The organism is Psychrobacter sp. ASPA161_9 (assembly GCF_051970275.1).
In the GTDB taxonomy this organism is placed as follows: Bacteria; Pseudomonadota; Gammaproteobacteria; order Pseudomonadales; family Moraxellaceae; genus Psychrobacter.
The window spans coordinates 154,811-170,804 of the sequence record NZ_JBEFNI010000001.1 but is presented as its reverse complement, the minus strand read 5'-3'; the positions used below and the strand labels follow the sequence as shown (position 1 = coordinate 170,804).

The 15,994-nt window shown below is 40.1% G+C and carries 13 protein-coding genes; 12 read left to right on the top strand and 1 reads right to left on the bottom strand.

Annotated elements, in window-relative coordinates; all coding sequences use genetic code 11:
- Nucleotides 1-4 precede the first annotated feature (4 nt).
- The 10 genes from ACTQ9S_RS00690 (at nt 5) to ACTQ9S_RS00645 (ending at nt 12,089) form a co-directional block, all read left to right on the top strand.
- Nucleotides 5-310, top strand: a complete 306-nt coding sequence (locus ACTQ9S_RS00690) for a helix-turn-helix domain-containing protein (RefSeq protein ID WP_440453265.1) — start codon at nt 5-7, stop codon at nt 308-310.
- An 18-nt stretch (nt 311-328) separates the two neighbouring features.
- Nucleotides 329-1,594 carry a type II toxin-antitoxin system HipA family toxin gene (locus tag ACTQ9S_RS00685; RefSeq protein WP_440453263.1) on the top strand — a complete coding sequence of 422 codons (1,266 nt, stop codon included), beginning with the start codon at nt 329-331 and terminating at the stop codon, nt 1,592-1,594.
- Between the two features lie 1,359 nt (nt 1,595-2,953).
- Entirely contained in the window at nt 2,954-3,946 is a 993-nt protein-coding gene (locus ACTQ9S_RS00680) for a phosphotransferase family protein (protein ID WP_440453261.1), read from the top strand.
- Nucleotides 3,943-4,284, top strand: a complete 342-nt coding sequence (locus tag ACTQ9S_RS00675) for a hypothetical protein (RefSeq protein ID WP_350656371.1) — start codon at nt 3,943-3,945, stop codon at nt 4,282-4,284. The genes ACTQ9S_RS00680 and ACTQ9S_RS00675 overlap by 4 nt, the downstream gene beginning before the upstream one ends.
- Nucleotides 4,277-4,987, top strand: a complete 711-nt coding sequence (locus ACTQ9S_RS00670) for a histidine phosphatase family protein (RefSeq protein WP_440453259.1) — start codon at nt 4,277-4,279, stop codon at nt 4,985-4,987. The genes ACTQ9S_RS00675 and ACTQ9S_RS00670 overlap by 8 nt, the downstream gene beginning before the upstream one ends.
- 4 nt (nt 4,988-4,991) lie before the next feature.
- Nucleotides 4,992-6,152: an acyl-CoA dehydrogenase family protein gene (locus ACTQ9S_RS00665; RefSeq protein ID WP_350656368.1), complete on the top strand. Its 1,161-nt coding sequence runs from the start codon at nt 4,992-4,994 to the stop codon at nt 6,150-6,152.
- A gap of 10 nt (nt 6,153-6,162) precedes the next feature.
- Nucleotides 6,163-6,930 carry an SDR family NAD(P)-dependent oxidoreductase gene (locus ACTQ9S_RS00660; RefSeq protein ID WP_350656367.1) on the top strand — a complete coding sequence of 256 codons (768 nt, stop codon included), beginning with the start codon at nt 6,163-6,165 and terminating at the stop codon, nt 6,928-6,930.
- A 24-nt stretch (nt 6,931-6,954) separates the two neighbouring features.
- The gene (locus ACTQ9S_RS00655; protein ID WP_440453257.1) at nt 6,955-8,859 is read left to right on the top strand and encodes a sigma 54-interacting transcriptional regulator; all 1,905 of its coding nucleotides are present in this window, start codon (nt 6,955-6,957) and stop codon (nt 8,857-8,859) included.
- 112 nt (nt 8,860-8,971) lie between these two features.
- Complete coding sequence (locus ACTQ9S_RS00650; protein ID WP_440453256.1) at nt 8,972-10,606, top strand: AMP-binding protein; 1,635 nt, start codon at nt 8,972-8,974, stop codon at nt 10,604-10,606.
- A 142-nt stretch (nt 10,607-10,748) separates the two neighbouring features.
- A complete protein-coding gene (locus ACTQ9S_RS00645; protein WP_350656364.1) occupies nt 10,749-12,089 on the top strand; it encodes a short-chain fatty acid transporter in 1,341 nt (446 codons plus the stop codon).
- A gap of 583 nt (nt 12,090-12,672) precedes the next feature.
- On the opposite strand, the gene ACTQ9S_RS00640 is transcribed toward ACTQ9S_RS00645, so the two are convergent.
- Complete coding sequence (locus ACTQ9S_RS00640; RefSeq protein ID WP_440453254.1) at nt 12,673-13,809, bottom strand: SGNH/GDSL hydrolase family protein; 1,137 nt, start codon at nt 13,807-13,809, stop codon at nt 12,673-12,675.
- 310 nt (nt 13,810-14,119) lie between these two features.
- Here ACTQ9S_RS00640 and ACTQ9S_RS00635 point away from each other — a divergent pair, with 310 nt between their 5' ends.
- Together ACTQ9S_RS00635 and ACTQ9S_RS00630 are read left to right on the top strand one after the other, a co-directional pair.
- Nucleotides 14,120-14,776 carry a GntR family transcriptional regulator gene (locus ACTQ9S_RS00635; RefSeq protein WP_440453253.1) on the top strand — a complete coding sequence of 219 codons (657 nt, stop codon included), beginning with the start codon at nt 14,120-14,122 and terminating at the stop codon, nt 14,774-14,776.
- A 67-nt stretch (nt 14,777-14,843) separates the two neighbouring features.
- On the top strand, nt 14,844-15,992 hold the full coding sequence (locus tag ACTQ9S_RS00630) for a mandelate racemase/muconate lactonizing enzyme family protein (RefSeq protein WP_440453251.1): 1,149 nt from the start codon (nt 14,844-14,846) through the stop codon (nt 15,990-15,992).
- Nucleotides 15,993-15,994 lie beyond the last annotated feature (2 nt).

Sequence of the window (15,994 nt, the reverse complement as noted above, 5' to 3'; positions counted from 1 at the left end):
AATTATGAATGTAAGGTTCGATTTTTATACTCCAAGTGAGATTGCCAAGACTTTAGGTGAACGCTTAAAAGCGCAGCGGTTGTCATTAAACTTAACTCAAGCAACTTTAGCTGAGAGGTCTGGAATCGGTGTCAGCACCGTAGCTCGTATTGAATCAGGGCAAGGCGGTACATTAGATAATATAATCAGGCTCGCTTTAGCCCTTGGTATGATCAATAGTTTTGCTGAATTATTCAATATGGCACCTACCAACATAGAAGATGTTATCGCTAAGCAAAATCCACGCTTGCGTGCCTCAAATAAAAGCTGACATAAGGTAGCCATTTTAATGTATCAACCGATATCAATTGTTAACATTTACTATCAAGGATTTGGAGCCAAACGTCTTATCGGCAAATTAACGATGGACGGACGACGCCCTGCCTTTGGCTATGATGCAGCGTGGCTGGCTGATGGACTGGAGCTGTCACCAATTGAGATGCCATTACGAGCAGCACCTTACTATGGTACTCATGCGTCGAGCCATTACCTATGTGGATTATTGTCAGACAGCTTACCTGATGGTTGGGGAATGTTGCTAATGGATAGGTTCTTTCGAAAAACAATGTCTCATGCTACGCCCATTAATGTCTTAGATCGCCTTGCGTATATTGGTAATTCAGCCATGGGAGCGCTGAATTTTGAGCCACAACAAGACCTATCAGGCGCCGATATCGACATTACTGATTTCACTTTAGCCAAACTAGCCGCTGCCAATCAAACCATTTTATCAGGTCAAGACAGTGACATATTAGCCGAGCTTATCGTTATTGGCGGCTCCCCCCAAGGCGCAAGACCAAAAGCACTTATCTTATATGATGAAGCAACTGAGTTTATTACTACTGACTTAACAAGCGAACATCCATCCGCAACGCCGTGGCTTATTAAGTTCCCTGCTCAGTCGGAGCATAAAAGCGTATGTTTACTAGAAGCGCTTTACGCTGATATGGCAAAAAAAGCAGGCCTTAACATGCCAGCGCATCATTATTTTGATATTGATGAAAAATATGCTGCATTCGGGGTTGAGCGTTTTGACCGCATGGGCAATCAGCGCGTCCATATTCATACACTTGCTGGCTTATTAGATATCGACTTTCGGATTCCATCATTGGATTATTTGCAGTATTTACGCTGTGTGCGTATGCTAACCCAGTCACAAGCTGCTGTAGAAGAGGGTTTTAGGCATGCGGTATTTAATGTCATTTTTAACAATAAAGACGATCATAGTAAGAACTTTTCTTTTATGATGGACGAGGCTGGCAGGTGGTCGTTATCGCCCGTTTATGATATCGCCTATAATTCAGGTATGAACGGTTATCATCAAATGGATGTAGCAGGTGAAGCTCGGCATCCTACTGCACTGCACCTACTTAAACTTGCCAAACTTGCTGATATTAAGCAGAATAAAGCAACTGCTATTATTGAGCAGGTAACAGCTGTGGCCAAAGGTTTTCTGAAGATTATTAACAACTACGATATTGAGAAAGAATTATCAAACCAAGTTATGCATGATGTAAAAGCCAATATTGATAGGATGGTAAATGGACAGGTCTAACAAAGTTGTTAAATATGTTGTTAAAATAATTAAGTAAATTTAAAAGACCTATATAAATAAGGAACTACAGGTAAATAGTCGTTGCGTGGTGGGCGCACTATCACATATACCAAAAAACCTTTGTATGCCACGCGCTACAAGGGTTTTTTGCTATATAGCAGCACTACACGGTTGTTGAATGTTCAAGAAAATTGCACTTTGTTGTTAAATTCTCTTAGGTTTTGTTGTTAAAACCTCTCTACGCCTTTAAGGCCAAGCCATAACGAAAAGAAAAGACTACCGACTAATCGATGTCATCATCTGCCACTAGACTAATCACATCGATTACAAGCTGACGCATTTGTATATGATGCGGTGAGTCTACGGTTATAAGCTTATCTAATACTAGCCCATCAGCTCATAGATAAGCTGCTTTGGCGCATTCTAATATATCTCTATAAACAGCATGGGATGAGCAACGCTAATAAATCTCGATAAACAAACCACCTCAAACCACGCTAATCGTTTAATGTCATAACTGCTCTCAGGCGTAATCAAGCATGGCTGACGATAATAATCATCTATTTGAATGTAAGTGCAGTCCACAACCCATAGCTGGTTAGGACAATGGGCGTAAAGTTGCGGTTTACTAGGTCATCAACCCGTAGCTGGTTGTCACAATTGTTAGTAGTAACCTTATTCTTACCTCGCCAACCACCTTGTAGATGGTGTTTATGCATAAGTCGCTCGAGGTCCAGCAAGCCACATGAATACCATCTGCTTGATCTTGCCACCAAACTTTACTGCCCTACTGCATACGCTTAATCTCGCTAATCTATCGTCAGTCCTAAATAAAATAAGTACAAATATTATAACGTGCGACTAGTATAAATTTTTCTTGCTATGCCTACGCAGACAGAGGCTGCGCAAAATCTCTCCCAGTCGCACTGTATTTATTTTATAGTGGATCGAGTATAAAAATCGTCATGCTGACTTCGTAATGAGCGCTTTTCTGGGTTGTCGCTTAAGCTTTAGCAAGCTAGTAAGTTGATAGACGAATCGGTATTAATCGACAGATGGATAGGGTCCCGTAATTATCTTTATAATCATCGATAAACTAAACCATTACTTGGGTGGACGGCTCGGCTCCATCTAGGCGAGGAAACCTGCATCCTTGCGTATTCAAGACTAAGCCATTAGATTTCAACTAATGGCTATTACTATGATAAATCAAGACTAAAAAATTTCATGTATGAATATCTTAATTTCAATTATGAAACATAGACAAAAACTAAGTAATTGATTTATATCAAGAAATACAATGGCATGTAATTTGCTTGATAGTAAATGATTAACAATAAATTTAATACAAGGATAGTTATGGATAATCAGCGAATCCATCAAGTAATAGAATTGCTTGAAAACCAACTCAACTTAACCGTGACAGACCGCTTAAAAGTCATAAAAATGAGCGGCGGCGCTATCCAAGAAAACTGGTTGATTCAAGATGACAACTTTGCACTGGTTTTACGAAAAAACTCAGAAGCCGGTGTTTCGGTCAGCTCTGGCCGTGAGCAAGAATATAAACTACTGTCACGGTTACACCAATTAGGTATTCAGGTTCCTAAACCAATCTACTTTGCACAAGCCCCCAATTTTTTGAATAGTGACTTTTTCATTATGCAGAAAATCAATGGGGTGGCTGAGGGCCATAAATTGGTTCGACTGGCTGATGCCAACACCCGAAAAAATATCACGCAAGATATTGGTAAGTCTTTGGCTTACATTCATCAAGTACCGTCTGATGATGAATTAACAGCATTTTTACCCAAACCCAATAAAGATGAGTATCTTACGGATAAAATTCAGTATTTTCGAGAGCAGCTAGACTTGCTGCAAGCGTCTCGCCCTGTTTTAGAATATGCCATTAATTGGATTGCCGATAATTTGCCTCGCATTGATGAGTTGGTACTGATACATGGAGATTTCCGTACGGGCAACATCATGATTGAAAACGACCATATTTCAGGCATTCTTGATTGGGAGTTCACCCAGTGGGGTGATCGCCGTGAAGACATTGGCTGGTTTACAGCCAAGTGCTGGCGTTTTGGTCAAGATAAAAATGTTGCTGGCGGCATCGGCTCTTATGAAGACTTTGCGCAAGCCTATACCGATGTCTGCGGTGTTGATATACCAGAATCTGACTTAAAGTTTTGGCATCTGTTGTCTCATGTCCGTTGGGCGATCATTGCCATACAACAGTCAAACCGTAATAATAATATGCAAACACCTTCTTTAGAATTGGCATTGACTGAGTTTATGGTGCCTGGCTTAGAGAAAAATATTTTAGATATTTTGGGAGACAATGCATGAAACAGCAAACGTTCATTGATTTAATTGAGACCAGTCAAGCCGTTATCAAAACGGAGCTGTTGCCGACAGCCAACAACAAATATGAATTATTGATGATTATGAAAAGCTTTGAGTTATTAAAAAGCTATATTTTGGAACAGGAAAACTATGCCTCAAACATTAATGAGATATTACAATCAGCATTTGATGCGCCAATAGCAGATAACCAAGAAGCCTTAGTACTATTGAGCCAAAATATTCGAGCAAGCAAGCAAGCCCCAAACATGCTTAATATTTTAGAATCACTCAATAACGAAGCGCTAAAAATCACCAACCCTAAGGTGGCGAAACATGGCTGATTTTTGGCTGCGTATTTTTTTGGTACGGCACGGGCATGTGGCTTATTTTGATAAAGAAAATAAACCGGTGAATCCAAAATATGCCTCATTATCGCCACAAGGTGTTGAACAAATCAGATTGCTGGCAGAAAGTATAAAAGACATCTCATTTGAAAATGTTTACTCATCTACCATGCCACGCTCTATACAAACAGCAGAAATATTAACCCAATATCAACCCTCAAAAGAAGTGATAGCGGTAGATACGATTAGAGAGATTAAATCGGGACGACTCAGAGATGTGCCAGCTGATAAGGCTCAAACAGAGTTAAAAGAAGCGTACCTACTACAAACTAATCAACTGCAGCATTTTTTACAAGGTGAAAATTGGGAGGCCTTCAGTCGTCGGGTGATTGAATGGTTTGAGCAGGTTATCGTGTCTGATTCTAGTCGCCAAAATATTTTGATATCGTCTCACGATGTGGTTAACCGAATCATTATTAACTGGATGTTTGATAACCACTTAGCAGACATTTATACCCAAGAACAAGATTATGGATGTTTAAACATTTTAGACATACACGTCAAAAATAACCGCATTTTTCGTAAACGTATCAAACTCCAAAATTTTACTATTTATAATCCGTTTAAAACAGAGTTGTTTAATAGTGCCATGGACGATGTTTATAACATGTATGTCAATAACAATGGATTTAAGGAATAAAAACATGATTACATTATCAGACGATTTGTTAGCGTTACAACAACAGGTGAAAGATTTCATCGCCCAAGAGATCATTCCTTTTGAGCTAGACCTTCGTCAAGACAGCCACGGCCCAAGTTCCGAGCTACGTGCCGACATGATTAACCGTGCCAGAGCAGCAACATTGCTCACCCCGCACGCCAGCGTCGAGATGGGCGGTTTGGGTTGGTCACATATGCAAAAAGCTATTGCGTTTGAACAAGCGGGTTATTCTGCGTTAGGCCCTATCGCTATGAATATTCACGCCCCAGACGAAGGCAATATTCATCTATTAGACCTAGTGGCCAATGACGCGCAAAAAGAGCGTTGGTTACGCAAAATGGTGAGCGGCGAGATTCGTTCTTGTTTTGCCATGACAGAACCTAGCCCAGGTGCAGGGTCAGACCCTTCGATGTTGCAAACCACGGCTGTATTAGAAGGCGATGAATATGTCATCAATGGTCGTAAATGGCTTATTACAGGTGCTGATGGTGCCGCATTGGCTATTATTATGGCAAAAATGGAGGATGGTAGTGCGTCCATGTTTTTGACAGATACTGACGTACCAGGATTTATTTTAGAAAGAAATATGAATGCCATGGATTCTTGTTTTGCAGGTGGTCACGGTATCTTAGTATTTGACAACCTTCGAATTCCGAAAGAAAACGTATTGGGTGAAATCGGTAAAGGCTTTAAGTATGCTCAAGTTCGATTGGCCCCTGCTCGCCTCACCCATTGCATGCGTTGGTTAGGACAAGCACAGCGCGCGCACGACATTGCCACACAATATGCCAGAGAGCGTCAGTCTTTTGGTAAGAGGTTGGGCGACCATCAAGGCGTTGGTTTTATGCTAGCAGACAATGAAATGGATTTATTGAGCACCAGATTGGCGATTCATTACTGCGCACAAGTGTTAGATGCAGGGCAGCGAGGCAACTACGAATCAAGTTTGGTCAAAGTCATCAGCTCTGAGGGCATTTGGCGAGTCATTGATAGAAGCGTTCAGATTCTAGGGGGCCAAGCCATGACAGATGAATCAATTGTTTGCAAAATCTTTAAAGATGCTCGCGGATTTAGAATCTATGATGGAGCAAACGAAGTCCATAGAATGAGTGTCGCCAGAAAACTATTAGGCAAAGAAGAATAAGGAGAGGACAATGAGTTTATTTAATGTTAACAACAAAACTGTACTTATTACAGGTGCTTCTGGCGGCTTAGGAAAACATATTACTACTTTGTTTGCCCAAAAAGGTGCAGATGTTATTATCTGTGCCAGAAGTGCTGACAAATTGCAGCATCTCAAAGAAAGCCTTGAACAAAGTCATAATATTAAGGTTCATAGCTTTATCTTGGACGTCAATGACCGCCATGCATTCAAACAGATGCTAAGCACATTAGTAGACCAAAACATCAAAATAGATGTGTTGATTAATAACGCCGGAGTCAGTGATACCAAAAGCTTTTTAAAATATAATGATGCCGACTGGGATAAAATTGTAAACACTAATTTAAAAGCCCCGTGGCAGTGCTCGCAAGAAATTGCTCAACATATGATTGATTCAGATAACAAAGGATCTATCATTAATATCACGTCTATTTTATCCGAATCAGTCAATTTAGGCGTTAGCCCATACTGTGCCTCTAAAGCTGGTTTGCGTCATTTGACAGAAGTCATGGCGGTTGAGCTGGCTCGATTTGGTATCAACGTCAATGCCATTGCGCCAGGCTACATGATTACTGATATTAACGAAGAATACCTAACCGGTGACTTAGGGCAACAGCTACTAAAACGTATTCCAAGCCGTAAATTTGTTGATTTTGAAGATTTAGATGGTGCGCTATTACTGCTTGCATCACAAGCAGGTAAAGGAATCACTGGCGTAGAGATTAAGGTAGATGGTGGGCACAGCTGTGCCCCTATATAATATGATTTTTTAAGGATATAAAGAATGCCCCAAAATAAGCCCATTAATATTTTATTTACTTATATTCACACCCCAAATATTAATGGAATTCGTTCTTTGGTCGAACAAGCAATATTAGAGATTGATTCACAAGATATCGGCTTTGTTGAATGTCATATTTCTGATGTTGAAGCCGTAGCGCAACAACTGACCGTCAATGGTTGCCAAATTATTTTATGTACAGGCGCAACGGCTAGTTATCTACAAGAAATACTGAGTATCGAGATTCAGGTCATCAGAACAGGTATGTTTGATGTTATTCAAGCTATCTCTAATTTGAAGCAATACAAACGTATTGCTTTACTTGGAAAATCGACCACTACAATTAGTCTCGAAGATTATTCAGAAATTTTTTTACTAGATATTAAACAGTTCACCTATGATTCTTATTTCGACGCTAAAAGAACTATTCAACTAATCAAGAATGAAAAATTTGATGCTGTTATTGGCTCACCTATCTCTGTAGAGCTGGCAATTAATGAAGGTCTAGTCGGACAATTGACTATGACGGTTGTATCGCTTAAAGATTTACTTACAAATGCCTTAAGAAGCCTAGACAAGATAAGAAGAGAACAGTCTACAATTATTCGCCTTACTGAAATATTTAATCATTTGAACGAAGGTGTTTGTTTCATTACCAAGAATAAAAAAATCTCTTTTATAAATACATCTATGGCTGAGTTACTTAAAAAATCGCCTGCTGACGTATTAAATAAGTCATCTGCAGATATCTTTGGTAATTTAGACTTAGATATGGGCCGCCATAATCCACGTCAACTACTTGATATTGGAAATGACCAATTGGCGGTTCATATTTTGGAGATGAACAATGACTATATTAATGGCTATATTTTAAGCGCCCAAGAACTCAATGCATTAGAATATTCTAGCAGCGAGTTTCGAAAAGTATCTTCTAGAAATTTTAATACCCGCTACCAATTTAACCAACTCTCTACTCGAAATGTTACCTTTAAAACCACTTTAACCTTAGCAAAAGCCTATGCCAAGACTGACAGTACCGTGCTAATCACAGGCGAGAGCGGAACAGGTAAAGAGGTTCTAGCACAAAGTATTCACAATTACAGCAAACGCAGCAAGGCACCATTTGTCGCTATCAACTGTGCCTCTTTCCCAGAAAGTTTATTAGAAAGTGAATTATTTGGTTATGAGGAAGGAGCCTTTACTGGTGCAAAGAAAAGCGGACGGATTGGGCTGATCGAATCTGCGCATAACGGCACGTTGTTTTTAGATGAAATTGGTGACATGCCTCTACATTTACAGACAAGGTTTTTAAGAGTACTACAGGAAAGACAAATCAATCGCTTAGGATCAACTGCTAGTCATCATCTTAATATTCGCATTATCGCCGCCACCCATGCTGATTTAGAATGTTTGGTAGCCAACGGTAATTTTAGAGCGGACTTATACTATCGACTAAATATCCTTCGATTATCAATACCACCTTTAAGAAACCGACCAGAAGACATATTGACGTTAGCAGACATCTTTCTAAAGAAGCATAAAAAATCGATTAAAGACTTGCCAGACACCCTACCACTATTATTGAAAAAATATAACTGGCCAGGGAATATTCGAGAGTTAGAAAACATTATAGAAAGGATACAGGTGCTTTTTTCTTTTGATGAAAGTAAAACCCAGCCGAATTTCTTATCTCTACATTTGCCAGAACTTTTTTCATCTACTCAAAAAGTAGACCATACTTCTGTGTTAAAAGAAGCCAAGATAAATCAAGAGTCGCTACTAATAGAGCAGACGCTCCAAGAGGTTGACGGCAATTTAGAATTGGCTGCCAAAAATTTAGGAATTAGCCGTACAACGCTATGGCGTAAAATGAAAGTAATGGATAGCTCCGTTTCATATTTGAAATAATTTTTCAAAACAGAAACTCATTAAAAAATTTAAGTTGTTGATATTTATAGTTAAAAAATTTGGCATTATATTTGCATCATCGTTATTAACCATCTTAATTAAGGACAAAGAGATGATCAATGGAATGATGATGCATTGTAATCTAAACATTACCTCTATCATGCAACACGCTTTGGCGCTTTATTCTGAGCAAAAAATCATGACTCTCAAATCAGATGGTATAACGACCCACGAGTATACCTATGAAGATGCCTTTGCGCGTGTTGCGCAGTTTGCCAATAGCTTAGATCGTCTCCATGTCAGTAAAGGGGCTACGATAGGTACTATTGCATGGAACAACTATCAGCATTTTGAACTTCATTATGCTATCCCTTGTTCAGAGCGCATTTATCACACTATCAACCCCAAACTACCCCATGAGCAATTACTGCAAATTATCATATCTGCACAAAACGAAGTCATTATTGTTGAGCAAGATTGCTTACATATTATTGAAGATCTTTATGAACATATTCAGCCCTTTCTTAAATACCTAATTGTACTCGGTGATGTAGATACAACATTAGAATCGCCTCTTGAATTTATGTTCTATGAGGAACTTCTTGCAATAGAATCTACAGATTATGATTGGCCAGATATTCCGGAACAAACTGCAAGTGGTCTTTGCTATACATCAGGTACGACAGGTGCTCCAAAGGGTGTGTTGTATTCACACCGTAGTACAGTTTTGCACGCGTTAACTTTAAGTATGGCTAATGTAGTGGGGTTAGACGAAAACAGCTGCATTATGCCACTTGTGCCTTTATATCACATCAGTGCTTGGGGTATGCCTTTCAATGCCGTGCTATGTGGTTCAAAAATCGTATGGCCCCACTCATTTGCTGGAAAGATTGAAAAAGTCTATAACCTGATTCAAACCCAAGCAGTAGATGTTTCTATGGCGGTACCCACTATTTGGACAGCGCTCAAAAACCATCTTCAAGAAAATAACATCACTGAAACTACCTTAAAACGAGCGATCTCGGGTGGTTCTGCGGCCTCTTATTCTTTAATTGAAAGTCTAAGCCGTTATGGCATAGCGCTTGAAAATGCGTGGGGTATGACTGAAACCAGCTCTATGGGTGCTTGTAATCGAATAGACAATCTAAAAAGCCTACCGAAGACGCAAATTCTAAAATGCGGCAGACCTATCTTTGGTATGCAAATGAGGCTGAAAGGCAAAAACAATGAACTTCTTCCTCATAACGGTATATCTGAAGGCTTATTAGAAATTAGAGGACATAACGTTGCCAAAAGCTATCACAACAATAATAGTGGCAACCAAACGACTGATAATACAACTAATAACACAAAGGTTTGGTTTGATACGGGGGATATAGCAACGATTGATGTACGTGGCTACATGAATATTACTGATCGTGCAAAAGACATGATTAAGACTGGTGGCGAATGGGTCAGTAGTGTTGAAATTGAAAATGCCATGCTGGGTCATGAGAAAGTTGCTGAAGCTGCAGTCATTGCTGCTAATCACCCAAAATGGGGAGAAAGACCTCTTTTAATCTTAGTGACGAAGCCTACAACGCATATCGAACATGTAGAAATAGAAACGTATTTAGCCCATAAGTTACATAAGTGGTCAATCCCCTCTGCGACTATTTTAATCAATGAAATGCCTTATACAGGCACAGGAAAAATTAGTAAAAAAACTTTAAGGGAAAAATATTACGATTATTTTATGGAAGACTGACAAAAACAGTATATCAAAAGGAGTTTGATATAAATGTAAGACAACCGATCAAAGAGATGTTGAATAGAACACTCGGCTTATCATTTAAATAAGTTCAGCTCTTTATATCAAGGTCGCTATCAATACTACAAGGATGTTTGCTATGTTAGCTATGCTAACCAATGCCAGTGTAAAACTGGTCAATCGTTATTTACCATCGTCGTTCGTTTTCTCAATTATTCTCACCATTATCGCGTTTGCAGCCGGTCTTATCTTAACGGGTCAAGATATTTTATCTATGGCAGGCCATTGGGGCAATGGCCTATGGTCATTACATGGTTTTGCCATGCAAATGGCATTAATTTTAATAACAGGCTATGCCCTCGCCAATGCTCCCTTCATTCAGCGTTTTTTGGACGCTATGGCTGACAAAGTACATTCGCCAAAAGCAGCCATTATCATAGTAACTCTAGTAGCTATGGCAGGCGCTTTGATTAACTGGGGTTTTGGCTTGGTCATTAGTGCTGTCTTTGCCAGATCGCTTGCCAAAAAAGTAACGAAAGTTGATTATCCATTATTGGTTGCCGCTGCTTATTCTGGATTTTTGGTTTGGCATTCAGGTCTATCTGGATCAATCCCATTAGCATTGAGTAGTGGTGGCGATACGCTAAAACAACTCTCAGGAAACGTACTGACAGAAGCCATTCCTCTAACGCAAACCATATTCGCTCCTTATAATTTAGCTATCTTGGTCACTTTGATTGTCGTTATACCCGTACTTAATAGCTTTATGCATCCCAAAAATCCAACGCTAGTCGATCCAAGTATTCTTAAAAGTAAGGTTTATCAAGCACCCGAACATGATACACCAGCCCAAAAACTGGATGACAGTCGTCTTATTGCTTTTGTCTTACTAGCACTTGCACTCATGTATTATGTGAATGAATTTACTAATAATGGCTTTAGCTTAGGATTTAATATCGTAATTGGCCTATTTTTGTTTATGGGGCTACTAGCACATGGTACCCTTGAGCGCTACTACTTGGCCGTAAACTCAGGCATCAGTAGTATCACTGGAATTGTACTACTTTACCCCTTCTACGGTGGCATTATGGGAATCATGACAGGGGCAAATCTCAATGGCATCTCTATTAGTACCGAGGTTACTGAGTTTTTTATTAATAATGCCTCAGCAGACAGTTTTCCTGTGTTTGCATTCTTAAGCGCTGGTATTGTCAATATTTTCGTGCCTTCAGGTGGTGGACAATTCGCTGTTCAAGGACCTGTCATGATACCGGCTGGCACAGCACTTGGAGTTAGTCCTAGCGTGACGGCTATGGCAATTGCGTGGGGCGATGCTTGGACGAATATGATACAACCATTTTGGGCGTTACCATTATTAGGTATTGCAGGGCTTGACGCACGTGCCATTATGGGATACTGCTTAATTGTATTGGCGGTGTCAGGTTTAATCATTATGGGCGGGCTTTGGTTGCTGGTTTAACAAAAGACCCTAGTTAGCTCACGCTTAAAATGACTACTTAAAATACCACACCATAAAAAGACACCGCATTAAATGTGATGTCTTTTTTATTTGTCATAATTTACTTGCTCAGCTTATGAGTCAGAGACTTATCTCTTAGACCGTCCACATTTATTTAAATGATATACAAATAGAATTTTCATTCCTTAAAACTAGAGGAAACTTTAATTGTTAAAGGCGAACAGAGAATATAGTGCTTATCTACTAACGCCTCTGAAAGAATTAAGATAATTAGTCGTTGCGTGGTGGGCGCACCATCACAGATAGCAAAAAACCCTTGTATGCCACGCGCTACAAGGGTTTTTTGCTATCTAGCAGCAGCACTACACGGTTGTTAAATATGTTATTAAATATTCAACAAGAGCATTCTTTGCTGTGACAACCTCTCTACTCCTTTAAGGCCAAATCTATTACCAAACAACTACCACCTAATCGAATTACACACCATGGCGATGGCAACAACTTATCTTTAATACAACGTCCAAATGGCTTATCGTTATCAGTCTAATAAAGATCTTAAACCTGAACAAAAGGCAATAAACGTTTACTGCGCCTTCATCGCCACAGGTTCTAGCAAGCTCAATGCCAAATCTGACATAATCTGGTGGCCACGCGGTGTTGGGTGGAACGAATCAGACCATAACCAGGTTTGTGCCGCGTCAGATGCCGCCAACGTAGACTGCGTGCAAAAGACACCTGAACTAGTCGGTTTGGTATTAATACACGCGGCTTTATTAACATTTTCCAAGCTATACTGAGTAGGATTAGCAATAGCGTCATTCATAGGTTTCCACATGTCCATATAAATCACGCCAGGTAGCTGGGCCACTCCATTTTTAAGGATCTGATTGAAGCGCTTAGTCCAGTTAGTAATCTGCTGAGCACTCACCGGCGTGGAACAGTCGGTAGCTTGGTACGCTGCGTTGAGATAGGTAGTGGCGAAAGGGGTATTGGTCCAGTCGGCTGCAGCGCCGACCAATACAAGAGGCGCACCGTTGGCCACAATATTCTTAATGTTGTCTACCTGAGCATTAGCGGCGGCGACAATCTGTTCGTTGGCAATAAGCAGTGTGGTGTTACCGCTACCGAGGCCATTGTCATTAGTACCGAAGCACAAAGCACTGAATTGAGCATATGTGTCGTTAGTACCGCCATCAATAATAACAAGCTCATTAGCTGTGAACTTGCCTTTAGCAGCAATGTAGTTTGCTATCTGCTGCTTCACCGGTGCGACGAGCTGATTGTTGCCAACACCGCTTTGACTGGGTAGCATCGCGACACGGGCGCCAGATTCGGCATAGCCATTACCGCCAATCACTGTGGCTGTACCGATCTCTGTCGTAGCACCAGAACTGGCGTCCTTATCCATTGTCAGGGAGCGGTTCGGTTTCAAACTCACATCAAAATACGTTGCAATGTTTTCGACCCAAATTTTTCCAGGATTGACCGTGGCTTTTCCTAGGTTAGCCGGATCGTTGGTAGCGCCTTGAAAAGTACCAACGTCGTTAAAGCTATCACCGAATACAGTAATAGACCGCACAGCCAAGCGATCTTTGTTGTTGTTGGACGCAGTGATAGATTGCATATTTAAATGATCATTGCTACTGATACAGCCACTTAAGCTGCCTGACAAAACAATCACCCCGCACACACTCCATATGCTGCTGTTAAACTTACTCATAGTTTCTTCCCTGTTTATGTGCTCTCAAAATGGAGTCATCACTAGAATAATATATCATCCGTTTCTCTTCCGCTAGTGCATGCTAACTTCTAACTTTGTTAGATTGACACACTACATCGCACCGCGGCGGCAACGTGCGCGCCCAGCTTGATACAAAGATCTATTAAATCAAATAACGCAGTTGCAGTTAAGGCTAAATTCAGTTTTACCCATAAAGAACCCTTTACAACTAAGATTACTTAGTATATTTTACTTAAATAGATTGTCGACAATCATACAATTAGACAATAATAACAAATAGGTGGTTTTTATGTCTAGTAAGTTTTCCAAAAGTTCTCTAAAGCATCAAATTGCAGAAGAAATTAAAAAAATGATTTTTGAAGGCAAGTTGGTACAAGGTGAAAAGATTACTGAAACTCAAGTCTCTGAAAGCTTGGGCGTTAGCCGCACCTCTGTAAGAGAAGCCGTGTTGTTACTTGAGTTAGAAGGCTTACTTGTTTCAGAGCCTTATAAAGACACGAAGGTGACGACTATCTCACAAGAAGAAGTTCTTGAGATTTTGATTCCTATGCGTCTTCAAATTGAGACCTTTTCATTGAAAAAAGGATTTTCAACTTGGGATGAGGATACAAAATCACAATTCAGAAGCATTCTAGAAGACATGAGAAAAGCTATCTTTTATGAAGATTTATCAACTTTCATTGAGCTGGATATTCAACTGCATGGGCTGATAGTACAGTCATCTGGATTAGAGAATGTCATTCGGATTTGGGAGAGTATTGTAAATAGAATCCGCCTTCATTTTTTATATCAAAACAGTCGATCTGGAACGTTGAAAAAATGGCTTACAGAACACGAAGACTTGGTAGATATTTTAGTGAATGGCAGCTCTCTAGATGAAGCAGTCGCTGCATTGAGAGGTCATATCGTAGACACAAATATTCCAGACGTTTATTTATTGGATTAAAGATCCGTTTGGTAATCAGGTGTGATAGAAATTTTATAGCTTAATGATAAAGAAAATAGGGATATTTATGAAACTTGAAATTGACAGTATCGAAGTGTTTGCCGTCACAGGGCCAGATACGAAGTATAAAACCTCCTCTCATTATTCAGATTTAGTCATCACGAATACCATTGTCAAAATACGGACAAAAGATGGTCATGAAGGATTTGGTGGGGCGATTTCTTGGACAGAGGGAGGTGTAGATAAAAGCCTTGCAGAGTCTATTCGTCATTTAATGCCATTTTTAATCGGGAAGTCAGCGCTGCAAAGAGAGGAGCTCCATGCTTTGATGGCAAGTCGCTGCGTACTCATGCAACCACAGGCACTCTCACCGGTTGATATCGCTTTATGGGACTTAGTATCTAAGTACGCAAAAATGCCACTTTATCAATTCCTTGGCGGCGCTAGAAGTAAGATTCTCTCATATGCCAGCACCCCTTTTCTACCAAGTATTCAAGATTATATTGAATACGTTCAAGAGCTAAAAGATGAAGGCTATAAATTCATCAAATTTCATACATGGTGCATATTCGATAAGGATATGGCTTTAGTGTCAGCGATCCATGATGTATTCAAAGACTCAGGTCTTAAGTTTATGCTGGATGTAGAGAGTGGTTATAACAGAGAAGAAGCTCTGAAAGCTGCCAAAATTTTAGAGGTGTACGACTATCTTTGGTTTGAAGCGCCGTTACCTGATACAGATCTAGACGGTTATAGAGAATTAAAATCTCGTGTTGATATCCCAATCATAGCTGCTGGAAATACCTTACTTCACCTTAATCAAATTGAGCAAGGTATTCAGAATAACTGTTGGTCTAGTGCACGTGTAGATGCAACGCTTGCTGGCGGAATAACGCAAACTCGAAAAATAATGGGCATTGCAGAAGCTAACTCAATGACAGTCGAACTACAGTCTTGGGGCTATACCTTGTCGCAAGCGGCTAATTTACATCTGATGCTAGCCTATAATAATAGTACCTATTTTGAGCAAGCAGTTCCCGTAGAGCCATTGGAATTTGGCGCACTAACTACGATTAGAACTGATAAAGAGGGCTATGTTCATGCGCCAGAAGGCGATGGGTTAGGTATCGAGATGGACTGGCCACTGATTGAACAGTCGAGCCATTTTAGATTGGCTCTAGACTCGACAGGGTGGACAGAGTTCACCTTAGAGTAGAT

Coding starts and splice junctions, on each gene's coding strand:
- ACTQ9S_RS00635 (WP_440453253.1), top strand. CDS start 14,120: ATGTCTAGTAAGTTTTCCAAAAGTTCTCTAAAGCATCAAATTGCAGAA.
- ACTQ9S_RS00685 (WP_440453263.1), top strand. CDS start 329: ATGTATCAACCGATATCAATTGTTAACATTTACTATCAAGGATTTGGA.
- ACTQ9S_RS00680 (WP_440453261.1), top strand. CDS start 2,954: ATGGATAATCAGCGAATCCATCAAGTAATAGAATTGCTTGAAAACCAA.
- ACTQ9S_RS00660 (WP_350656367.1), top strand. CDS start 6,163: ATGAGTTTATTTAATGTTAACAACAAAACTGTACTTATTACAGGTGCT.
- ACTQ9S_RS00690 (WP_440453265.1), top strand. CDS start 5: ATGAATGTAAGGTTCGATTTTTATACTCCAAGTGAGATTGCCAAGACT.
- ACTQ9S_RS00675 (WP_350656371.1), top strand. CDS start 3,943: ATGAAACAGCAAACGTTCATTGATTTAATTGAGACCAGTCAAGCCGTT.
- ACTQ9S_RS00640 (WP_440453254.1), bottom strand. CDS start 13,809: ATGAGTAAGTTTAACAGCAGCATATGGAGTGTGTGCGGGGTGATTGTT.
- ACTQ9S_RS00630 (WP_440453251.1), top strand. CDS start 14,844: ATGAAACTTGAAATTGACAGTATCGAAGTGTTTGCCGTCACAGGGCCA.
- ACTQ9S_RS00650 (WP_440453256.1), top strand. CDS start 8,972: ATGATCAATGGAATGATGATGCATTGTAATCTAAACATTACCTCTATC.
- ACTQ9S_RS00655 (WP_440453257.1), top strand. CDS start 6,955: ATGCCCCAAAATAAGCCCATTAATATTTTATTTACTTATATTCACACC.
- ACTQ9S_RS00645 (WP_350656364.1), top strand. CDS start 10,749: ATGTTAGCTATGCTAACCAATGCCAGTGTAAAACTGGTCAATCGTTAT.
- ACTQ9S_RS00670 (WP_440453259.1), top strand. CDS start 4,277: ATGGCTGATTTTTGGCTGCGTATTTTTTTGGTACGGCACGGGCATGTG.
- ACTQ9S_RS00665 (WP_350656368.1), top strand. CDS start 4,992: ATGATTACATTATCAGACGATTTGTTAGCGTTACAACAACAGGTGAAA.